The sequence below is a fragment of the Janthinobacterium svalbardense genome, from assembly GCF_002327145.1.
Taxonomy (GTDB): Bacteria; Pseudomonadota; Gammaproteobacteria; order Burkholderiales; family Burkholderiaceae_D; genus Janthinobacterium; species Janthinobacterium tructae.
This window is the reverse complement of record NZ_CP023422.1, coordinates 2,694,710-2,714,093: the sequence shown is the minus strand read 5'-3', so window position 1 is coordinate 2,714,093 and position 19,384 is coordinate 2,694,710. Positions and strand designations below refer to the sequence as shown.

At 63.3% G+C, this 19,384-nt stretch carries 19 protein-coding genes and 1 pseudogene; 14 read left to right on the top strand and 6 right to left on the bottom strand.

Annotated elements, in window-relative coordinates:
- Positions 1-2 precede the first annotated feature (2 nt).
- The 6 genes from CNX70_RS12230 to CNX70_RS12205 all read left to right on the top strand — a co-directional run bounded on the left by CNX70_RS12230 (position 3) and on the right by CNX70_RS12205 (position 6,125).
- Positions 3-1,541, top strand: coding sequence for a class I adenylate-forming enzyme family protein (locus CNX70_RS12230; protein WP_096234903.1), 1,539 nt, complete (start codon positions 3-5; stop codon positions 1,539-1,541).
- Between the two features lie 60 nt (positions 1,542-1,601).
- A complete protein-coding gene (locus CNX70_RS12225) occupies positions 1,602-2,768 on the top strand; it encodes an ABC transporter substrate-binding protein (RefSeq protein WP_096234902.1) in 1,167 nt (388 codons plus the stop codon).
- A 104-nt stretch (positions 2,769-2,872) separates the two neighbouring features.
- Entirely contained in the window at positions 2,873-3,745 is an 873-nt protein-coding gene (locus CNX70_RS12220; protein ID WP_071077978.1) for a branched-chain amino acid ABC transporter permease, read from the top strand.
- Entirely contained in the window at positions 3,742-4,713 is a 972-nt protein-coding gene (locus CNX70_RS12215) for a branched-chain amino acid ABC transporter permease (protein ID WP_096234901.1), read from the top strand. The genes CNX70_RS12220 and CNX70_RS12215 overlap by 4 nt, the downstream gene beginning before the upstream one ends.
- Positions 4,706-5,419: an ABC transporter ATP-binding protein gene (locus tag CNX70_RS12210; RefSeq protein ID WP_096234900.1), complete on the top strand. Its 714-nt coding sequence runs from the start codon at positions 4,706-4,708 to the stop codon at positions 5,417-5,419. Before CNX70_RS12215 ends, CNX70_RS12210 begins: the two co-directional genes overlap by 8 nt.
- 4 nt (positions 5,420-5,423) lie before the next feature.
- A complete protein-coding gene (locus CNX70_RS12205; RefSeq protein ID WP_096234899.1) occupies positions 5,424-6,125 on the top strand; it encodes an ABC transporter ATP-binding protein in 702 nt (233 codons plus the stop codon).
- Positions 6,126-6,151: 26 nt separating this feature from the next.
- Here CNX70_RS12205 and CNX70_RS12200 read toward each other — a convergent pair whose 3' ends face one another.
- Positions 6,152-7,138, bottom strand: coding sequence for an HDOD domain-containing protein (locus tag CNX70_RS12200; RefSeq protein WP_096234898.1), 987 nt, complete (start codon positions 7,136-7,138; stop codon positions 6,152-6,154).
- Between the two features lie 164 nt (positions 7,139-7,302).
- Between CNX70_RS12200 and CNX70_RS12195 the strand changes: the two genes are divergently transcribed.
- Positions 7,303-7,887 carry a DinB family protein gene (locus CNX70_RS12195; RefSeq protein WP_096234897.1) on the top strand — a complete coding sequence of 195 codons (585 nt, stop codon included), beginning with the start codon at positions 7,303-7,305 and terminating at the stop codon, positions 7,885-7,887.
- A 1-nt stretch (position 7,888) separates the two neighbouring features.
- On the opposite strand, the gene CNX70_RS12190 is transcribed toward CNX70_RS12195, so the two are convergent.
- Entirely contained in the window at positions 7,889-8,281 is a 393-nt protein-coding gene (locus tag CNX70_RS12190) for a VOC family protein (protein ID WP_096234896.1), read from the bottom strand.
- Here CNX70_RS12190 and CNX70_RS28165 point away from each other — a divergent pair.
- The 7 genes and pseudogenes from CNX70_RS28165 to CNX70_RS12155 all read left to right on the top strand — a co-directional run.
- Complete coding sequence (locus CNX70_RS28165; RefSeq protein WP_157750990.1) at positions 8,280-8,429, top strand: hypothetical protein; 150 nt, start codon at positions 8,280-8,282, stop codon at positions 8,427-8,429. The genes CNX70_RS12190 and CNX70_RS28165 overlap by 2 nt on opposite strands.
- 161 nt (positions 8,430-8,590) lie before the next feature.
- Positions 8,591-10,165, top strand: a complete 1,575-nt coding sequence (locus CNX70_RS12185; protein ID WP_096234895.1) for an oleate hydratase — start codon at positions 8,591-8,593, stop codon at positions 10,163-10,165.
- 160 nt (positions 10,166-10,325) lie between these two features.
- Positions 10,326-10,997, top strand: coding sequence for a signal peptidase I (lepB, locus tag CNX70_RS12180; protein WP_096234894.1), 672 nt, complete (start codon positions 10,326-10,328; stop codon positions 10,995-10,997).
- Between the two features lie 47 nt (positions 10,998-11,044).
- A complete protein-coding gene (locus CNX70_RS12175) occupies positions 11,045-11,908 on the top strand; it encodes an NAD-dependent protein deacetylase (RefSeq protein ID WP_096234893.1) in 864 nt (287 codons plus the stop codon).
- 56 nt (positions 11,909-11,964) lie between these two features.
- Entirely contained in the window at positions 11,965-12,837 is an 873-nt protein-coding gene (fghA, locus tag CNX70_RS12170; RefSeq protein WP_096234892.1) for an S-formylglutathione hydrolase, read from the top strand.
- A 266-nt stretch (positions 12,838-13,103) separates the two neighbouring features.
- Positions 13,104-13,727, top strand: coding sequence for a hypothetical protein (locus CNX70_RS12165; RefSeq protein ID WP_096234891.1), 624 nt, complete (start codon positions 13,104-13,106; stop codon positions 13,725-13,727).
- A 457-nt stretch (positions 13,728-14,184) separates the two neighbouring features.
- Positions 14,185-14,457, top strand: a pseudogene (locus tag CNX70_RS12155) (alpha/beta hydrolase-fold protein); the annotation flags it as partial.
- Between the two features lie 9 nt (positions 14,458-14,466).
- Here CNX70_RS12155 and CNX70_RS12150 read toward each other — a convergent pair.
- The 4 genes from CNX70_RS12150 to CNX70_RS12135 all read right to left on the bottom strand — a co-directional run bounded on the left by CNX70_RS12150 (position 14,467) and on the right by CNX70_RS12135 (position 19,368).
- On the bottom strand, positions 14,467-15,132 hold the full coding sequence (locus tag CNX70_RS12150; protein ID WP_096234889.1) for a dienelactone hydrolase family protein: 666 nt from the start codon (positions 15,130-15,132) through the stop codon (positions 14,467-14,469).
- 129 nt (positions 15,133-15,261) lie between these two features.
- A complete protein-coding gene (locus tag CNX70_RS12145) occupies positions 15,262-17,580 on the bottom strand; it encodes a xanthine dehydrogenase family protein molybdopterin-binding subunit (protein WP_096234888.1) in 2,319 nt (772 codons plus the stop codon).
- Positions 17,573-18,040, bottom strand: coding sequence for a (2Fe-2S)-binding protein (locus tag CNX70_RS12140; protein WP_096234887.1), 468 nt, complete (start codon positions 18,038-18,040; stop codon positions 17,573-17,575). The genes CNX70_RS12145 and CNX70_RS12140 overlap by 8 nt, the downstream gene beginning before the upstream one ends.
- Before the next feature lie 29 nt (positions 18,041-18,069).
- A complete protein-coding gene (locus CNX70_RS12135; protein ID WP_096234886.1) occupies positions 18,070-19,368 on the bottom strand; it encodes a cytochrome c in 1,299 nt (432 codons plus the stop codon).
- Positions 19,369-19,384: the final 16 nt, after the last annotated feature.

The window sequence follows — 19,384 nt, the reverse complement described above, 5'->3', positions numbered from 1 at the left end:
CGATGGACATTCCCGCCCTGCTGGCCGGCTTGCCGGCGCGCCTGTCGGCCATCCCCGCCCACTGGGCAGCGCGCGCGCCCGATGCGCCAGCGCTGCATGAAGGGGGCCGCAGCTGGACCTACGCGCAGTTGCAGCACAGTGTGGAAAGCGCCGCGCTGCTGCTGCGCCAGCTGAACGTGCGTGCCGGCGACCGCCTGATGGTGGTGGGCGAGAACTGCGCGCTGCAAGTGGCGCTGATCTTCGCTTGCGCCAGCATCGATGCGTGGATCGTCAACGTCAATGCACGGCTGTCGGCGCGCGAGATCGACACCATCGCCACGCACAGTTCGGCGCGGCGCGTGCTGTTCCTGGCCGGTGCCTCGCCGGAAGCGGCCGCACATGCTGCACGTCTGGGCGCGGCCAGCGCCACGGTCGACGGCATGGGCGAGCTGCTGGCGGGGGAACTGAATGACGCCAGCATCGCCGAAGCCTGCGTGCCCGGCAACGAACAGGTGGCCGCGCTGATCTACACGACGGGCACCACGGGGCAGTCGAAGGGCGTGATGCTGACGCACCGCAACCTGCTGTTCATCGCCGCCGTCTCCAGCACCTTGCGGGGCCTGACGCGCAGCGACCGCGCCTACGGCGTGCTGCCGATTTCGCACGTGTACGGCATGGCCTCGGTGGCCCTGGGTACCCTGTATGCGGGCGCCGCGCTGTACCTGGTGCCGCGCTTTTCCGTCGATGGCCTGCTCTCGGCCCTGAAGAATGACGGTTTGACCATCGTCCAGGGCGTGCCAGCCATGTATGCCAAGCTGCTGCAAACCCTGGGCGGCGCCGATACGCCGCTGCCCACGCGGCTGCGCTTTGCGTATGCGGGCGGCTCGCCGCTGGCGCCGTCGCTCAAGCGCGAGGTGGAAAAGCTGCTGGGGACAGCCTTGCACAACGGGTATGGCATGACGGAAAGCGCGCCCACCATCAGCCAGACGCGCCTGGAAGCGCCGCGCCGCGACGATTCGGTGGGCATGCCGATCCCCGGCGTGGAAGTGCGCGTGGTGGACGTGGCAGGCACGAACGTGACGCCTGGCGAGCCGGGTGAATTGTGGATACGCGGGCCGAACATCATGGCCGGCTACTACCGCGAACCGGCCATGACGGCGGCCACCATGCGCGACGGCGGCTGGCTCAATACGGGCGACATGGCGCGCCAGGAGCCGGACGGCGCGCTGTTCATCGTCGGGCGCACCAAGGAACTGATCATCCGCTCCGGCTTCAATGTGTATCCGCTGGAAGTGGAAACGGCGCTCAACGCCCACCCATCCGTGGTGCAGTCGGCCGTGGTCGGGCGCACCCTGGACGATGGCAACGAGGACGTCATCGCCTACGTGGAGCTGGACCCGCGCCAGCCAGCCAGCGTGGCACAATTGCAGGCATGGCTGGCGCAAACGCTGTCGCCGTACAAGTGCCCGTCCGCCATCATCGTCATGGAAGCGCTGCCGGCGGCCGCCACGGGCAAGATTTTAAAGGGGCAGCTGCGGCAAATGGCGCAGAATGCACGATAAGTTGACCATGTAGTACCAGACCCGAGAATAAAACCAAGCCACATCACCGGAGGAGACACGATGAAACGCACCTACACACGCATCGCCATGGCAGCGCTGGTTGCCAGCGCCTGGATGACGCAGGCCAGCGCCGACGAATTCCTGGTCGGCGCGGAAATCCCGCTGACGGGCAACCTAGCGCGGGTCGGCGCCGGCATGCAGGAAGGGATCATGGTGGCGGCGGAGGTCTTCAACAAGACCAACGGCAAGCACACCATCAAGATCATCACCGTCGACGACGAATCGGCGCCCGCCAAGGCCATCGCCGCCGTGGAAAAGCTGGCCAGCCAGGGCGTGGTGGCCATCACGGGCGGCTATGGCTCGAACAATATCTCGCCCGCCTCCGACACGGCAAACAAACTGGGCCTCGTCTACATCACCTCGGGCGGCGTGGACGACAGCCTGGTAGCGAGCGGGCGCAAGAATTTTTTCCGCATCAATAACACGGCCGGCTACGAAAAAGCCATGCTGGGACTGCTTGCCGACGTGGGCGCCAAATCCGTCTCCATCGTGTATTCGACCAAGGACGCCACCACGGGCCTGGCGAAAGACGTGGAAAAAGCCCTGACGGCCAAGGGCGTGAAGGTGACGACGCACTCGTTCGACCCGGCCATTACCGACTTCAAGCCCATCATCAACAAGATCAAGCTGCAGGATAAATCGGAGGTGGTGGCCATGGTCGGCTACGAAAACGATTACGTGGGCATCATCCGCGCCGCCCGCGTCCTGAAACCGAAGATCAAGGCCATGGTGGGCGTGTGGTCGCTGGCCACGCCGAAGATGGCATCCGACTTCCCCGACCTGATGCCGAACGTCTTCGGCACGGCCCTGCTGCCCTTTCCGACCGAATTCAAGACGGCCGACGGCAAGGCCTTCAGCGAAGCCTACAAGCAGCTGTACAAAAAGGAGCCGGACTACCTGGGCCAGTTCGGCTATGTGCAATCGATGCTGCTGTTCGAAGCCATCGCGCGCGCGGCCGACAAGGGCACGCTCAAGAAGGGCGGCGTAGCCGACGAGATGCGCAAGACGGACCGCGAAACCCTGATCGGCCGGGTGCAGTTCGCCGCCAACGGCGACAACCAGAATTTCGTGCACCGCATGGCGCAGCACCAGGACAAGAAAGTGGTGATCGTCTGGCCGAAGGAACACGCGACGGGCAAGCTGGCCTATCCAGCCTTGCCCTGGTAGGCAGCCTCCCGCTGCACACGCGCGCGCCTGCCGGGCGCGCACCGATGAACGGCAGTTCTGCGCAGTGTACACGCGGCGCCAGGGCTGCCTGACGGGATGACGACATGACAGAATTAATCTTGCAAGCCCTGTATTCAGGCTTGCTACAGGGCGGCTCCTACGCCCTGATCGCACTGGGACTGGCGCTGGTCTTCGGCACCATGAAAGTGATCAACCTGGCGCACGGCGAACTGGTGCTGCTGGCCGCCTACATCGCCTACAGCGTGGAGTCGGGGCTGGGCCTGGGGCCCATGTTCGCCATTCCCATCGCGCTGGTGATCGTCAGCCTGACGTCCGTGGGCGTGTACCTGATCGTCAGCCGCATCAAGAAGGACCGCGAAATCAATTCGCTGATCCTCACCTACGGCATTGGCGTGATACTCACCAATGTCATTTTGCTGGTGTGGAAAGCGGACATCCGCTCGACCTCATCGAGCTGGCTGCAGGAAGGCATCGAGATCGGCCCGTTTTTCAGCATGCGCAGCGAAGTGATTTTCTTCGGCGTCAGCCTGGTGCTGATGGCGGCCCTGTGGCGCTGGCTGGCCACCAGCTGGTATGGCCGCGCCGTGCGCGCCGTCTCCAGCAACCGCGATGCGGCCAAGCTGATGGGCATCGACCCGGGCCGCACTGAACTGGTCTCCTTTTTAGTTGCCGGCATCCTGGCCGCCTTCGCCGGTGTCGCCCTGTTCAGCTATGGCGTGATCCAGCCTGCCTACGGCGGCGCGTTGACGGTGAAAGCCTTCATCATCACGGTATTGGCCGGCATCGGTTCCATTCCCGGCGTGCTGCTGGCCGCCGTGCTGCTGGGCGTGGCCGAAGCGCTGACCGTCACCCTGGCCAGCTCCGCGCTGCAGGAATTGTCCGGCATGGTGCTGTTCCTGCTGGTGTTGTTCATCATGCCGAACGGCTTGTTCGGCGCACAACGGAGGCGCGGATGAAGCGCTCAACTTTCCTTTCAACGGCCGGTTTGCTGCTGGCCGCGTATGTCGCCGTGCCACTGGCCCTGGGCGGCAACCAATATGTGATGAGCATGGTGGTGGCGGCCCTGATCATCGGCGGCGTGGCCATGTCCTGGGCCTTGCTCGGCAATTTGGGCGGCATGGTCAGCTTCGGCCATGCGGCGTTCTTTGGCGTGGGCGCGTATGTCTCCGCCCTCACGACCGTGAAACTGGGCGTGCCCGTATTTGCCGCCATGCTGCTCGGTGGCGCGGGCGCGGCCATCGCCGCCGTCATCATGTTGCCCGTGCTGCGGCTGCGCGGGCCGTACTTTGCGCTGGCCATCCTCGCCTACGCCCACATCTTCCGCATCCTGGCCACGGAATGGAGCTCGGTGACGGGCGGCGCCGGTGGCGTGAACAATATCCCCACCTTGCCCACCGTCTTCGGCTTTGATCTGGCCAGCAAGACGGGCGCCTACCTGGTGGTGCTGACCCTGGTGGTGTGCTGCGCGTTTGCCTACAGCCGCATCCGCGCCAGCCATTACGGCATCGCCCTGCGCGCCATGCACGACAGCGAAGACGCCACGCGCGTCGTCGGCGTCAACAGCACCTTGCTGAAAGGCGCCATGCTGCTGGTGTCGGCCTTCATGGCGGGCCTGTTCGGCGCCTTCAATGCCCATTACATCAACTTCCTGGAGCCGGACTACGCCTTCAACAGCCTGTGGGTGACGTTACCGATCGTGGCGGCCATCTTCGGCGGCTACCGCACGATACTCGGCCCCGTGCTGGGCGCCGTGGTGGTCTACCTGGTCGACCAGCTGATCTTCAAGTCGCTGATCCCCACCGGGCACCAGTTGGTACTGGGCGTGCTGCTGGTGGCGATGATCGTCTTCAGTCCGAACGGCCTGCTGCCGCTGCTGAAAAAAGCGCTGGTCAAGGAGAAAGCGAAGGAGAACGCACATGCTTGAACTCGATAATGTGTCCGTGCGCTTCGGCGGCCTGACGGCCGTCGATTCCGTCACGTTAAAGGTGGGCAGCCACGACGTGATCGGCCTGGTGGGCGCGAATGGCGCCGGCAAGACCACGCTGTTCAATGCGATTTCCGGCCTGGTGCGTCCCACCAGCGGCAGCATCCGCTTCGAGGGGCGCGACATCATGGCCACGCCCATGTACCAGCGCGCGCGCCTGGGACTGGGCCGCACCTTCCAGATTCCGCAGCCCATGCATGAATTGACGGTGCGCGAAAACCTGATCGTGGCGCAGCGCTTCGGCACCGGCAAGGTCGACATGCGCAAGATCGATGAAATCCTCGATTTCACGAGCCTGGCGGGCAAGGCCGGGCGCGACGCGGCCAGCGAACTGGCGCTGACGGAACTCAAAGCGCTGGAAGTGGCCAAGGCGCTGGCGACGAACCCGAAACTGCTGCTGCTCGATGAAGTGCTGGCCGGCCTGGAAACGAACGGCAAGCGCCGCTTCATGGGCATGCTGAAGGACTTGCACGCGGCCTTTGGCGTGGGCATCGTCATGATCGAGCACGATATCGAAACCATCAGCAATCTGTGCCAGCGCGTGGCCGTGCTCAATTTTGGCCAGCTGATCGCCGACGGCACGCCCGATTGCGTCTTCCGCGATCCGGCCGTCATCGAAAGTTATACGGGAGCCGTTCATGCTTGAATCGATGCTTGAAATAAGTCAACTGCGCGCCGGCTATGGCGCCATCAACGTGCTGTGGGATGTCTCGCTGTCCATCCAGAAGGGCAAGCTGACCACCATCATCGGCCCGAACGGGGCCGGCAAGACCACCCTGCTGCGCGCTATCATGGGGCTGCTGCCCGTGGAAGCGGGCAGCATCGCGCTTGACGGCGTGGCCATCAACGGCACGCCCACCTGGAAGATGAGCGACGCGCGCGTGACGATGATACCCGAGGGCCGCATGACGTTCCGCGACATGAGCGTGGAAGAAAACCTGATCATGGGCGCCTTTCCGAAGGAGCACCGCAGCCACATGCCGGCGCGCCTGGCCGAAGCCTATGCCATGTTCCCGCGCCTGCACGAGCGGCGCCGCCAACTGGCCGGATCACTGTCTGGCGGCGAGGCGCAGATGCTGGCGATGGCGCGGGGTTTGATGTCGGACCCGTCGCTGCTCATCATCGACGAGCCTTCGCTGGGACTGGCGCCGCTGGTGGTCAACGAGCTGTTCGAGATCCTCGCGCGCCTGAACGACGGCCGGCGCACCATCATCCTCGTCGAGCAGAACACGGCGCGCGCCGTGGGCGTGGCAGATCACGTGTACCTGATGCAAAGCGGCAAAGTGGCGCTGTCGCAGGCTGCGCTTGACGTCGACCTGGAGCACCTGCACGCACTCTATTTTGCGCGCTGAGTAATATCAGCCGCACGCGGCTGGCATCACTCCTCGTCGTCGGCCAGTTTGCCGAACGCCAGCAGCTCACTCTTGCCGAGTCCGGTCGTCACGAAGGGATCGTCGGCAGGAAAGTGGCCGCTATCGGCCAGCATGCGCAGCTTGCTCAAGCGCTCGCCCAGCGCCAGCGCCTGCGCCTGCGGATCGGCATCGGCATCGACGCCCGCCTGCCCGATCGCGCGGGTCACGGACTGGGGAAACTCCCACAATTCGGCGATCCGTACCGACAAGATGCGCGCTTGCGCAAACACTTGCGCAATGAAGGCGTCCGATTGCGGGAAGGCATCGGGCCCATGCATCTGATCGATCAGCCGGAACGCCACCACCAGGCCGACATTGGCCATCAGCCCCGCGAGATAGGCATCGAAGGCGTTGGCATGCATCGTCGGCGCGACCAGGCTGGCCGCCAGCGCACATTTTTCGGACTGGCGCCAGATCAGCGGCGCCGTGCGCACGGTCAGCCCGCCGCTTTGCATGCTGACGATGGGACGGAAGGCGACGCGGGCGAGCAGCATGCGCATGCCGTTTTGCCCGAGCAGCATGATGGCGCCTTCCATGTTGTTGATCGACGGGCTGGCGTTGTAGCGCGACTGGTAGCAGGGCCGGTTCGCTTCGCGGTAGACCTCGGCGACCAGCAGCACGTCCTGGGCCAGCTGGGCCGACAGCTTGGCCGCGCTCATGTTTTCATCTTGCAAGGTACGCATCAACTGCGGAATGATGGCTGGAATGCGCGGCACCAGCGCGGCGCCAGCGATCGGTTCACGGGCCAGGCGCGCCAATTCGTCCAGAATCTGCTGTTCCGTCTCCGCCGGAGCCTGCGCCGAACCCGCAGCCGCCAGCCAGCGGTAGTACATGGCATCGATGTCGGTGATGGTGGCCGGCTGCCGTGTCGCCTCGGGCGCCGCCGCTGCCGTGACTGGCGCGGGCTTGTCTTTTTCGTCGCCGCCGTTGAGTAATTTTCCTATCCAGCCCATTTTGCTATCCCAAGCCCTGTATGCATCATTATCGCGAAGTTCGCTCCGTGATTTTACTTGATGACAGCAGCGCTGGTGCGGCTGGCGTGAGCGCTTTGTCCACCTGCTGCAACATGCTAAAGTGGCACGACATACACCCTGCCCTGCTTGACAAGCGATCCATCATGAACAATCCACTTGCGCACTACATCACCAGCCAGGCGTATAACAACGCCTGGGCCAACCACCGCCTGCTGAAGGCTTGCGGGCAGCTGACCGCCGCCGAGTTCGAGGCCACGCGCGTCAGCTTTTTCCCCACCATCCAGTTCACCCTGAACCACATTTTGACGTGCGACTGGTTTTATCTCGACGCGCTCGAACGCGAGCTGCGCGGCGCAGCGCCGCACGCCGACTGCTATGTCTTCTTTGAAAAGGACGAGCCATTTACCGACTGCGCGGCCCTGCACGCGGCGCAGCGCGCCTCGGACCTGCGCCTGATTGCCCATTGCCGCAGCCTGTGCGACGCGGACCTGGCGCGGCCCGTGACGATCCTGCGCGATAATCCGCAAATCGACACCCGCCAGCGCCTGCTGGCGCATCTGTTCCAGCACCAGATCCACCACCGGGGACAAGTGCATGCCATGCTGGCCGGCACGCGCATCGAAGCGCCCCAGCTCGATGAATTCTATTGCGCCGGCGAAGCGGACGAGCGGGTGCAAGATTTCCTGGAACTGGGCTGGACGGAAGACGACGTCTGGGGCCCGCGCTGAATCATTCTTCGGCGTGGCAGCAGACGCACAGCTTGTTGCCGTCGAGGTCGCGGAAGTAGGCGCCATAATAATTGGCGTGATAATGGGGCCGCAAGCCGGGTGGCCCCTCGCACACGGCGCCCAGCGCCAGCGCGGCCTGGTAGCTGCGGTCCACCTGGGCGCGGCTGGCCGCCAGCCAGGCCGTCATCTGGCCATTGCCGGGCGTCGCCGGCAAGCCGTCGTGCGGCGCCGTCAGCACGAACAGGGGGCGCGGCGCCTCCCGCGCCATCCAGCCGGCCCAGGGGTGGGTCGGATCATGAAATTTTTCGATCAAATCGAGTTCTCCCAGCAAGGCCGTGTAGAAAGCGTAGGCGCGGGGAAAGTCGTTGGTGCCGAGGCAGAGATGGGACAGCATGCTGCTCCTTCATGAATTCAAACGGGTGTGCGGCGACATGCGCCTGCTGATTATAATGGCGTATCGTTGCCGACTGCCTGCCATCTCGGCCAACAGTTCTGTGGGCGCATTGCTGCTGGAAGTCGCGTTCGGCGCACTGGAACGGTGACGCCTGGAAGCGATGGCGCACCTGAAAAAACCGAACGAACGCTCTATTTATCCGCCGAGCCTCCCCCTGTTGTTGTAAAATAGGCAAATATGGCATGGCATCAGCCGTGCCGCTTGCAAGCCTTTCGCGCATGCGGATGCGCTCACATTCAGGGAAAAACCATGAGTCATACAGACAAAAAAGCCTACCTGGTCGGCGGCGGCATCGGCTCGCTGGCCGCAGCCGCCTTCATGATCCGCGACGGCGGCATGCAAGGTAGCAACATCACCATCTTCGAAACATCGCCCGTGACGGGCGGCAGCCTCGATGGCGGCGGCAATGCCGAGGATGGCTATACCTTGCGCGGCGGGCGCATGCTGACCACCGATAATTACGAGTGCACCTGGGACTTGTTCAAGAGCATCCCTTCGCTCGAACATGCGGGCCAGAGCGTCTACGATGAAACCATCGCCTTCAACGAACAGCACATTCCCCACTCGCGCGCGCGCTTGATCGACCGCAACCGCTTCAAGGTCGATGTCAGCAGCATGGGCTTTTCCATGCAGGACAGGCTGGAACTGCTGAAGCTGACGGAAGCCGATGAAGACACGCTGGGCAGCAGCGCCATCACGGATTGGCTCTCGCCGGAATTTTTCGACACCAAGTTCTGGTTCATGTGGGCCACCACGTTTGCCTTCCAGCCCTGGCATAGCGCCGTCGAGTTCAAGCGCTACCTGCACCGCTTCATGATGGAGTTTTCGCGCATCGAAACCCTGGCTGGCGTCAAGCGTACCGTCTACAACCAGTACGACTCGCTGGTGCGCCCGCTGGTCGCGTGGCTGCAGGAACAAGGCGTCAACATCATCATGGATTGCACGGTGACCGATATCGAGGTACAGGAAGCCGATGGCCGCCTGACTGCCACCGCCCTGCACTGCCAGCGGCGCGGCCTGGCCGACGTGATTCCCGTCGCCGCCGGCGACCTGGTGTTTTTCCAGAACGCCTCGATGACGGATGCTTCCAGCTATGGCAGCATGCACAGCGCACCGGCCAAGCGCACGAAAAACGACAGCCAGGGTTGGCTCCTGTGGGAAAAGCTGGCCGAAGGCCGCCCGGAGCTGGGCCGTCCAGCCACCTTCAACAGCAGCATCCCCGAATCGTACTGGGCCTCGTACACGGTCACCCTGAAGGACAGCGCCTTCTTTGACCGGATGGAGCAATTCACGGGCAACAGCGCGGGCACGGGCGGCCTCGTCACCTTCAAGGACAGCAACTGGTTCATGTCCATCGTACTGGCGCACCAGCCCCATTTCGCCGGCCAGCCCCAGGGCGTGCAAGTATTCTGGGGCTATGCGCTGCACCCTGACCGCATCGGCAACTTCGTCGCCAAGCCCATGTCCGAATGCAGCGGCGAAGACATCCTGCGCGAGCTGTGCGGCCACCTGAACTTCGACCTCGACATCATGGCCACGGCCAATTGCATTCCCTGCCGCATGCCCTACATCACCAGCATGTTCATGCCCCGCGCAAAGAGCGACCGCCCCCTGCCCGTGCCCGCCAACTCCGCCAACCTGGCCTTCGTCAGCCAGTTCGTGGAGCTCGCCGACGATGTCGTCTTCACCGTGGAATACTCGGTGCGCGCTGCGCAGACGGCCGTCTACCAGCTGCTCGGCGTGCAGCGCGCAGTGCCGGCCATCCAGGCGCACGACAAGTCGCTCAAGGTCAAGCTCGATGCCGTCATCAAGGCGTTCAAATAGCCTCGTTGCTGACGCTTGCACGCAACAACGGCCGCGCCATCGGCCGCGCAGGCGCTTGATTTAAGACTGGCTTCAGCCTCGCCGTGCATCGTGGATAGGGCGCCAGCAGCAATGGCGCCTTCCCTCACACTCACGGGCATTGCCCAGCGAAAGAGCCAAGATGAAAACATGGATGCGCGCCAACAAAGGTTTTTTGATGTTTATCCTGCTGTTCGGCGTGTTCCGCACGGCCGTGGCGGACTGGAATCCCATACCGTCGGCGTCGATGCGCCCCAACCTGCTCGAAGGCGACGTGGTCTTCGTCAACCGCCTCGCTTTCAACCTGAAAGTACCGCTCACCGACATCGTGCTGCAGCGCCTGGGTGAACCGCAGCGGGGCGATATCGTCACCTTTTCCTCGCCGAAAGACGGCACGCGATTGATCAAGCGCATCATCGCCCTGCCCGGCGACACGGTGGAAATGCGCAATGAACGGCTGGTCATCAACGGCCAGCCCGCCCGCTACACGGCGCTCGACACGGCGCCCGAAAGCATCGCCCACCTGGGCCAGCTGACGGCGCAGCGCATCAGCGAGCGCAACGCGACCGAGCATCACCGCATCCAGGTCTTGCCGCAAATCGCGGGCGCGGCGCGCAGCTTTGCCCCCGTGACGGTGCCGGCCGACCACTTCATGATGCTGGGCGATAACCGCGACAACAGTGCCGACTCGCGCTATTTCGGCTTCGTGCCCCGTGAGTTGTTGATTGGCAAGGCCGAGCGCATCCTCGTCTCGGCCAATATTCAGGAGCATTGGCAGCCGCGGCTGCAGCGTTTCGGCATGAAGCTGGAGTAAACATCCGCTTGCAACGGCGCCGTGCTTTTCGGTTAGCATGGTGCATCATGCAAAACTTTCCCTCAGCCAGCCAGCAGCGCGCCAGCGACGATCCCGCCCTGGAGCAGCTGGCGCAGTTCCTGCAGCGCCATTCCGACGTGCTGCTGCTGACGGGCGCCGGCATCAGCACGGCGTCCGGCATTCCCGCTTACCGCGACACGGACGGCGTGCGGCGCGGCAACGCCCCCGTGCAAGGACCTGACTTTCGCCGCCAGGAAGCCGTGCGCCGCCGCTACTGGGCGCGCAGCATGGTGGGCTGGCCCACCCTGGCGCGCGCCACGCCCAATCCCGGCCACCTGGCCATCGCGCAATTGGCACAGCGCCAGCACATCGGCGGCCTGGTCACGCAAAACGTCGATGGCTTGCATCAGCAGGCAGGCAGCGCCGCCGTCACGGAGTTGCACGGCAGCATACATGGCGTGGTATGCCTCGATTGTCAGGCCCGCCACACGCGCCGTCTGATCCAGGATCAGCTCGAACGCGACAATCCGCAGATGCTGGGCGCCACGGCCACGCCGGCGCCCGATGGCGACGCCTTGCTGGAGCCGTCCCAGCTGGCCACCTTCCACCTGCCCGCCTGTCCCCGCTGCGGCGGCACCCTGCAGCCCGACGTGGTGTTTTTTGGCGACGGCGTACCCGCCGCCTGCGCGGCCGAGGCCGAAAGCAAGATGCAGGCGGCCAGCGCCCTGCTGGTGGTCGGCTCGTCCGTGATGGTGTATTCCAGCTTTCGCCTGTGCCGCATGGCGGCCGAAACGGGCAAGCCCGTGGCCGCCATCAACCTGGGCAAGACGCGCGCCGACCATTTGCTGGCCTTCAAGACCGAAGCGCCGGCACAGGACATCTTGCCTGCATTAGCGGCCATGCTGGGCTGATGCCATGCCAGCGGCGCGCCACTCTGGCTATACTGTGCGATTGACGAGGAGAATTCATGCTGGAACTGTTGAGTGAACACGCCTGTTTTGGCGGTGTACAACGCTTTTATCGCCACGACGCGCAAGCCATCGGCTTGCCCATGCGTTTCTCGGCCTTCATTCCCGACACGCCGCCAGGCGCCACGGTCAGCACCAAGCGCCCTGCCCTGTTTTACCTGGCGGGCCTGACGTGCACGGAAGAAACGTTCATGATCAAGGGTGGCGCGCAGCGCGTGGCGGCCGAGGAAGGCCTGATCCTGATCGCACCCGACACCAGCCCCCGTGGCGCGAATATCGCAGGCGAGACGGATGCCTGGGATTTCGGCGCGGGCGCCGGCTTTTACGTCGATGCCACCGAGGCGCCGTGGAGCAGCCACTATCGGATGTATAGCTACCTGCTGGAACTGCGCACGCTGCTGGAACAGGAACTGGCGATCGACGCGCAGCGCATGGGCATTTTCGGCCACTCAATGGGCGGCCATGGCGCGCTGGTGCTGGCCTTGCGCAACCCTGACCTGTTCCGCTCCGTCTCCGCCTTCGCCCCCATCGCCGCACCAAGCCAATGTCCGTGGGGCAAGAAGGCCTTCACGGGCTACCTGGGCAGCGACGCAGCCAGCTGGCAGCAGTATGACGCCAGCGCGCTGATGCGCGGCCTGCAAGGCCAGGCGGCACTATTTCCTAACGGCATCCTGATCGACCAGGGCCTGGCCGACAAATTCCTGCCCGAGCAACTGTACCCCGAGGTCTTCGAAGCGGCGTGCCGCGACGCCGGCCAGCCATTACGGCTGCGCCGCCATGCCGGCTACGACCACGGCTATTACTTCATCGCCAGCTTCATGGAAGAGCATGTGCGCTTCCATGCGAGGAACTTGCGCGCCATTGATACATAAGTTACCGAGGCACCTTTTTGATGTCATTATTGCCATAACCACATTGATTTCTTAGCAGACCGCGTGCCCGCCTCAATTACGAATCGCCACTCGTCGTTTATACTCAGCACATCACGTTGCTACAAGCATCAACAACCACTGTTAATTAACCCAGTGTTGCGCTTGCTCTTTGAAACCGCCATTTCACTAATAGCTCTATTGAAAATTCGAGCCCTGTACGTCGAAAATATTCATATCTACCCTAAAAATATTTATCAGGCCAACCCATGCGTATCCTATTTTCCTTCCTTTTTATTTTACAGTTTCTAACACCTGACGTGGCGGCAGGTGCGGACAGGAAATCAGATGGTAATGTATCGGTCCACGGGTACACACGAAAAGACGGAACCTACGTGTCACCGCATATACGCTCAAGACCTGATGGAAATTTAACCAACAACTGGAGTACGCTAGGCAACGTAAATCCATACACAGGTAGCCCGGGTACCAGGACCAATTTTCAGAACTATTCTGGAAAATATCAACCTTCTAAAAGCGGTCAAGGGGCAAGTTACTACGCCGATTATGAGGAGGACGATGAGTTTGACATCAACGATATCGAACAGCGTGAAACTCTCGCAAAAGCGAAAGCACGCCAAAGCGCGAAGCATCGCGCATCAATTTCTCCTCAGCCGAGCAGCGCGCCTGAAATGCAGACAACAACTCGACAGGCCTATAAATGCTCAAACTCATCCGGTAAGGTTGGAGTTGGTACAGGAAGACTATCACAAGACAACGAATACTCATCATTTCTTAAAAAAATGGTTCATGCAGGAGAGTTTGTGATTTTCAAGTACGAATTTCGCGGAAAAGAATATTGGTTTAAACAATCAAAGTGCACTCGGCTTTAAGTCGCGTAGAATTCAACGTATTAACAACAGCCGAGTACTTTATGTTAAAAAAATTCATACGTTCAATAGTTGATAACTTGAGAAGGTTTTTGGCAGTATGGGGCATCATAATCCTTGCAAATCAAGTTTTTATTTTTGGAGCCTGCTTCATGCCGTATTGCTTAGCTGCGGCGCTTCCTCATACTTTCGTAGTGGCAGTCTTAGTAAATTTCTTTGCGTTTCGGGGTCACGACAACTCACAAAAGACAGCCAAGCAAACGAATCCAACGGAACCAACGAATCCGAAGTTAGATAGCTCCGTAATTAAAAAAATATTTTGCCCAATATGCGGAAATACCATGAAAAAACGACTCGCTCAACGAGGATCCCGCGCAGGCAGGTATTTTTTTGGATGCAGCAACTATCCAATTTGTAAAGGGATACGCAACATAGAAAATTAAATACGATTGGCAGAACAGCCAACTGGCAGCAATACGACGCCAGCGCGCTGATGCGCGGCCAGCAAGGCCAGCCGCCGCTGTTCCCGGAAGGCATCTTGATCGACCAGGGCCTGGCCGACAAGTTCTTGCCCGAGCAACTGTACCCCGAGGTCTTCGAAGCGGCGTGCCGCGACGCCGGCCAGCCATTACGGCTGCGCCGCCATGCCGGCTATGACCACGGCTATTACTTCATCGCCAGCTTCATGGAAGAGCATGTACGCTTCCATGCGAGGACCTTGCGCGCCGCCTGATCTGCTGCCCTACTGCGCCGTACTGGTATGCCCGTTGAAATGGCGCGTATACCAGTCGGTAGCCAGCAAGGCCGCCTGGTGGCGCGTGTCGGGGCCGCCAGGTGCGGCGATCTGTTCCAGCTGTTTGTCGCAGCGCAAGGTGGCAAACGCCATGCGGTTCAGGCCGGCCACGTCGGGGTCGCGCCCGCCCACGATCAGCAGCGATGGCACGCGCACGTTTTCCAGCGCCGCCTTGCCCGCCATTTCCACCTGGCCATCGCAGACGGCCAGCGCGGCGATTTCCGCGCTGCGCCAGGCCGCCAGCTGCATCACCACGGCGGCGCTGGTGCCATAGCCATACAGACCGCAGGGCAAACGCCGCGTGGACGGGTCCACCTGCAGCCAGCCCAGGGCTTTTTCCAGTTGGCGCGCCAGCAGCACGATATCGCTGCGCACGAAATACGCGTGCCCATTGCTGCCGCCACCAGGCCCGACACCGGCCTGGTCGAAGCGCAGGGTGGCGATGCCCGCGCGCAAAAAATCCTGGGAAGTGGCGTGGCTGGACGCGCCCAGGTAGTCGCTATCGGCGCCCGCGCCATGGGCAAACAGGACGATGCCCACGGGCCGCTCGGGCATTTCAAGCACGCCGTCCATTTGAAGTTCATCGGCCGTGATGCTGACAAATTGTTCTTGCATGGCTGCCTCCGCAATCGACTGGGATCTTGCCGGGCCGGGCACAGCCTGCATGCCCAAGGCGGCTAACCTCAGTGTAGCAGCCTGCGCCCGTTCACGCGCGGCGCTCGTCAAATTTGCCATGCGCCCGCATCAGACGGCGCCGTGCCGGTCCAGCCCCTTCAGCACGGCTTCCGGGCGGATCGGCAAATGCCGCACGCGCGAGGCCACGGCAGCGAAGATGGCATTGCCGATGGCGGGCGCCACGGCCGTCGTGGGCGGCTCGCCCATGCCCGTCGAAGTTGCCGTACTGGCCACGAATTCGATGTCGAGCTCGGGCACGTCGGCCATGCGCAGCGGCGTGTAGGTATTCAGGTTGGTATCCTTCACTTCGCCGTTGAGGAAAGCCGTGCCTTCGTGCAAGGCCATGCTGACGCCCCACAGCGCGCCTCCTTCCGCCTGCGCCAGCGCGCCATCGGGATCGACGATGCTACCCGCGTCGATGACCATGAACAGTTTTTCGACTTTCACCATACAAGTGCTGCGGTCTACTTTCACCCGAGCAACGCAAGCCGTCCAGGTCGGCATGTCGCGCTCCTGGCCGAACGTGGCGGCGATGCCCAGGCCCGTGTCGGGCGGCATGGCAGTGCCCCAGCCCGCCTTGTCCGCCACCCGCTGCAGTACGTGGGCCAGGCGCGCGGCGCCGCCGACGGCATTCGGCGCGCTGCCCGCATTGCGCCCCGTCGCCTGCAGCAGCGACAGACGGAAGGCCAGCGGATCGACCTTGGCCGCCTGCGCCGCCTCGTCCATGAAACTTTCCACAGCCCAATTCGTCCAGCCCGGGCCCACGGAGCGCAGCCAGCCGGGGCGGAAACTGCTGTTAGCTAGGTCGTTCGACACGGCCCGCACGCGCTGCGCGCCCACCGTGTACCAGTGGTCGGCGCCGGCGATGGCAAACGGGTCATACGGATGGCCCTGCTTATCCTTGGCCAGGAAGGCGGGGATCATCGCTTGCGTGGGCCAGCCTGCGCTCGCTTCGTGCACCATCGCCGAGACCTTGCCCGCGTCGTCGAACGCCATGCGCACATGCTGCACGGATGGCGAACGGGGCGAATCGAAACGCGCATCGTCGGAGCGCGTGCAAATCATCTTGACGGGCCGCCCCACGGCTTGCGCCGCCAGCGCGGCCGGCACGCAATAATCGCCATTCAAACGCCGGCCGAAGCCGCCACCGAGCAGATACGTGTGCAGCATGACCTTGCTCTCCGGCACCTTGAGCGCCTGCGCCAGCACGGGCAGGATCAGCGATTGCCACTGGTTGCCCGCATGGATATGCCAGACGCCGTCGATTTCCTGCACCAGCGCATTCACCGGTTCCAGCTGGAAATGCAGCACGGTGCTGGTCGTGTAGTGGCGTTCCAGTTGCAGGCTGGCATCCTTGAACGCTTGTTCCACGCCATCATCATCGACTACGCGGGCGCCCAGGCTGGCATCGGCCAGCTGCTTGCCCGCATAGTTGACGATATCCTGCTCCGCCACGTGGGCCGCCGCGCCGGCCCGCCACTTTACCTGCACCAGGTCGGCGGCGCGCAGGGCGGCCGCATACGTGTCGGCCACCACCATGACCCAGCCGGGCACCGTGCCGCTGGGGTCTTGCAAGGCGAACGAGCGCAAGTAGCCCTTGACCTTTTTCGCGGCCGTATCATCGATGGACACGACTTTTGAACCGTAGCGCGTGGGCGGGATCTTCGGGCGCGCATACAGCATGCCCTCGGCCTGCGCATCGATGCCGTACACGGCCGTGCCGTTGATTTTCGCCGGAATGTCGAGCGCCTGCACCTGCTGGCCAATCAGCCTGCGCTGCTGCGGCGTTTTCAGCACGATGGCTTGCAATTGTCCGGGCGTGTACTGGCGCGCCAGCTTGCCACGGCGCACGATGTCGCCATAGCTGATCGACCGTCCCCGGCCATGCACGACGCCGAGCCGGGCATGGCAGGCGGAGACGGGTACGCGCAGCAGCCGCGCGCCCTCTTCCACCAGCGCGATGCGGCCGGCCGCGCCGGCACGGCTGAGCGGGTCGAAATTCTGCCAGACGGACCAGCTGCCGCCCGTCACCATCAAGCCCCATTTCGGGTCCGTGTCCACGTAATGCAGGCGCACCTTGCTCCAGTCCGCCTCCAGCTCCTCGGCGACGATGCGCGCCAAGGCCGTGCCGATATGCTGGCCCATTTCCGCCTTGGCGATATTCACGGTGATCATGCCGTCACGCTCGATCTGGAACCAGATGCTCGGGTCGAAGACGAGCGCCGCAGGCTTGACGGGCGGCGCGGACGCCGTCTTGCCAGCGGCCAAGGAGCTGTCGGCGCGCAAAAAGGCCAGGGTAAACCCCGTGCCGGCGGCGGCGATCAGGAAACCGCGCCGGCCCAGCGAGCTGGGACGGGCAGCAGAATTTTCTTTCGGCAACTTAAACACCGGGTGCCTCCTGCATGCCAGCCGCCAGCTTGATCGCCTTGCGGATGCGCACGTACGCCATGCAGCGGCACAGGTTGCCGCTCATGACGGCATCGATATTCGCATCCGTCGGCTGCGGATAGTCTTTCAACAAGGTGGCCGCCTGCATGATCTGGCCCGACTGGCAATAGCCGCACTGGGGCGCCTGCGTGGCCAACCACGCCCGCTGCAGCGGATGCGTGCCATCGGGCGAGAGGCCTTCGATGGTGGTGATGGCGCAACCGGCCACGGCGGCAATCGGCGTGATGCACGCGCGCATGGCGCGGCCATCCACGTGCACGGTGCAGGCGCCGCACATGCCGATGCCGCAGCCAAACTTCGTGCCTTTCAAATGGGCCTCGTCGCGCAGCACCCACAGCAGGGGCGTCTCGGCGTCGGCTTCGGTGCCGAAGGGCTGGCCATTCACAATAATGTTATACATGAGTGTTGTACATAAGATACTTTCAAGAATTACTTGCCGGCCCGCGCGCGTGCCACGGCCGCTTCCAGGTTCGTCCAAGCGGGCTGGGGGCTGCGGCTGCGGCGCAGATAGGCGGCCAGCTGGGCCACGTCGTTGTCCGTCAGCGAGGCGGCAAAGCCGGGCATCAGCACGCCGGGCATGGCGTCGTCCTTGCTGATACCGTGCAATATCACCTGGATCAGGTTGGCGGGATCGGGCGCGCTGACGGCGCTGTTCAGGCTCAGTTCCGGACGCAGGGCCACGGGCCGGCCGTCGCTGTTCGAGTGGCACGACGCGCAGGCGGCCACGTACAGGCTGGCGCCACGGTCATTGTCGACCAGGCTGACGCGCTGCGAGCGGGCGATGCCCGCCTTGACCACGGTGTCGGTATCGACCTGGCGTTGCTCGACTCCGGCCACGCCGGCAAAATACGTTGCCAGCGCGCGGATATCGCCATCGGGCGACGCCCCCATGCCTTCGTGCACGACGGCCGACATGGGGCCGGCCGCCACGCCGTGCAGGGCCGTCGCTCCCGTGCGCAGGAAGGCGTACAGCTCGTCCTGCGTCCACGGCAGCGGTGCCGTGTTGGCACTGGTCAAGGCCGGCGCATACCAGTGATCGATGGAAGCGCCCAGATAGGACGAGCCGGCAAGCTCGGCGCCCAGCGCATTGCGCGGCGTGTGGCAGGCGGCGCAATGCGCCAGGCCTTCGGCCAGGTAGCGGCCCCGGTTCCAGTCCAGCCCTTGCGCAGGATCTAGCTGAAAGCTGGCCGGCTTGAAAAACAGCAACTTCCAGCCCGCCTGCAAGGGGCGCAGGTTCAAAGGGAAAGGCACGCTATTGACGGGCGCCACCGCATACACGGGCGGGCGCGTCATGACATACGCGTACAAGGCCGTCAGGTCGGCGTCCGAAACGCGGTTGAAGTGGGTGTACGGAAAGACGGGATACAAATGGGCGCCATCGCGGCCCACGCCTTCGCGCATGGCCCGCTGGAAAGCGGCCAGCGACCAGCGGCCGATGCCCGTTTGTCTGTCGGGCGTGATATTCGTCGCATAGATCGTACCGAACGGCGTGGCTAAGCCATGGCCGCCCGCGTAGTCGGCGCCGCCCTGGGCCGTATGGCAGGCAGCGCAATTGCCCATGCCGGCCAGGAGGCGGCCCTGCTCCACCACTTGCGGGGAAAATGCCGTGGCGACGGGCGGATCGATGGGCGCCAGCGCAGGGCGCCAGTAATACAAGTAGGCAGCCAGGGCCGCCACGATGAGCAATGCCAGCGACAGCAGCAGGCCGGAGAAAATCTTTTTGAGCAAAACAGGAGTCCGGTAA

Excerpts from the sequence above, each read along its gene's own strand:
- CNX70_RS12220 (WP_071077978.1), top strand. The coding sequence starts at position 2,873 with ATGACAGAATTAATCTTGCAAGCCCTGTATTCAGGCTTGCTACAGGGC.
- CNX70_RS12165 (WP_096234891.1), top strand. The coding sequence starts at position 13,104 with ATGCGTATCCTATTTTCCTTCCTTTTTATTTTACAGTTTCTAACACCT.
- CNX70_RS12140 (WP_096234887.1), bottom strand. The coding sequence starts at position 18,040 with ATGTATAACATTATTGTGAATGGCCAGCCCTTCGGCACCGAAGCCGAC.
- CNX70_RS12150 (WP_096234889.1), bottom strand. The coding sequence starts at position 15,132 with ATGCAAGAACAATTTGTCAGCATCACGGCCGATGAACTTCAAATGGAC.
- CNX70_RS12215 (WP_096234901.1), top strand. The coding sequence starts at position 3,742 with ATGAAGCGCTCAACTTTCCTTTCAACGGCCGGTTTGCTGCTGGCCGCG.
- CNX70_RS12195 (WP_096234897.1), top strand. The coding sequence starts at position 7,303 with ATGAACAATCCACTTGCGCACTACATCACCAGCCAGGCGTATAACAAC.
- CNX70_RS12175 (WP_096234893.1), top strand. The coding sequence starts at position 11,045 with ATGCAAAACTTTCCCTCAGCCAGCCAGCAGCGCGCCAGCGACGATCCC.
- CNX70_RS28165 (WP_157750990.1), top strand. The coding sequence starts at position 8,280 with ATGCTGCTCCTTCATGAATTCAAACGGGTGTGCGGCGACATGCGCCTG.
- fghA (WP_096234892.1), top strand. The coding sequence starts at position 11,965 with ATGCTGGAACTGTTGAGTGAACACGCCTGTTTTGGCGGTGTACAACGC.
- CNX70_RS12210 (WP_096234900.1), top strand. The coding sequence starts at position 4,706 with ATGCTTGAACTCGATAATGTGTCCGTGCGCTTCGGCGGCCTGACGGCC.
- CNX70_RS12205 (WP_096234899.1), top strand. The coding sequence starts at position 5,424 with ATGCTTGAAATAAGTCAACTGCGCGCCGGCTATGGCGCCATCAACGTG.
- CNX70_RS12230 (WP_096234903.1), top strand. The coding sequence starts at position 3 with ATGGACATTCCCGCCCTGCTGGCCGGCTTGCCGGCGCGCCTGTCGGCC.
- CNX70_RS12185 (WP_096234895.1), top strand. The coding sequence starts at position 8,591 with ATGAGTCATACAGACAAAAAAGCCTACCTGGTCGGCGGCGGCATCGGC.
- lepB (WP_096234894.1), top strand. The coding sequence starts at position 10,326 with ATGAAAACATGGATGCGCGCCAACAAAGGTTTTTTGATGTTTATCCTG.
- CNX70_RS12190 (WP_096234896.1), bottom strand. The coding sequence starts at position 8,281 with ATGCTGTCCCATCTCTGCCTCGGCACCAACGACTTTCCCCGCGCCTAC.
- CNX70_RS12200 (WP_096234898.1), bottom strand. The coding sequence starts at position 7,138 with ATGGGCTGGATAGGAAAATTACTCAACGGCGGCGACGAAAAAGACAAG.
- CNX70_RS12225 (WP_096234902.1), top strand. The coding sequence starts at position 1,602 with ATGAAACGCACCTACACACGCATCGCCATGGCAGCGCTGGTTGCCAGC.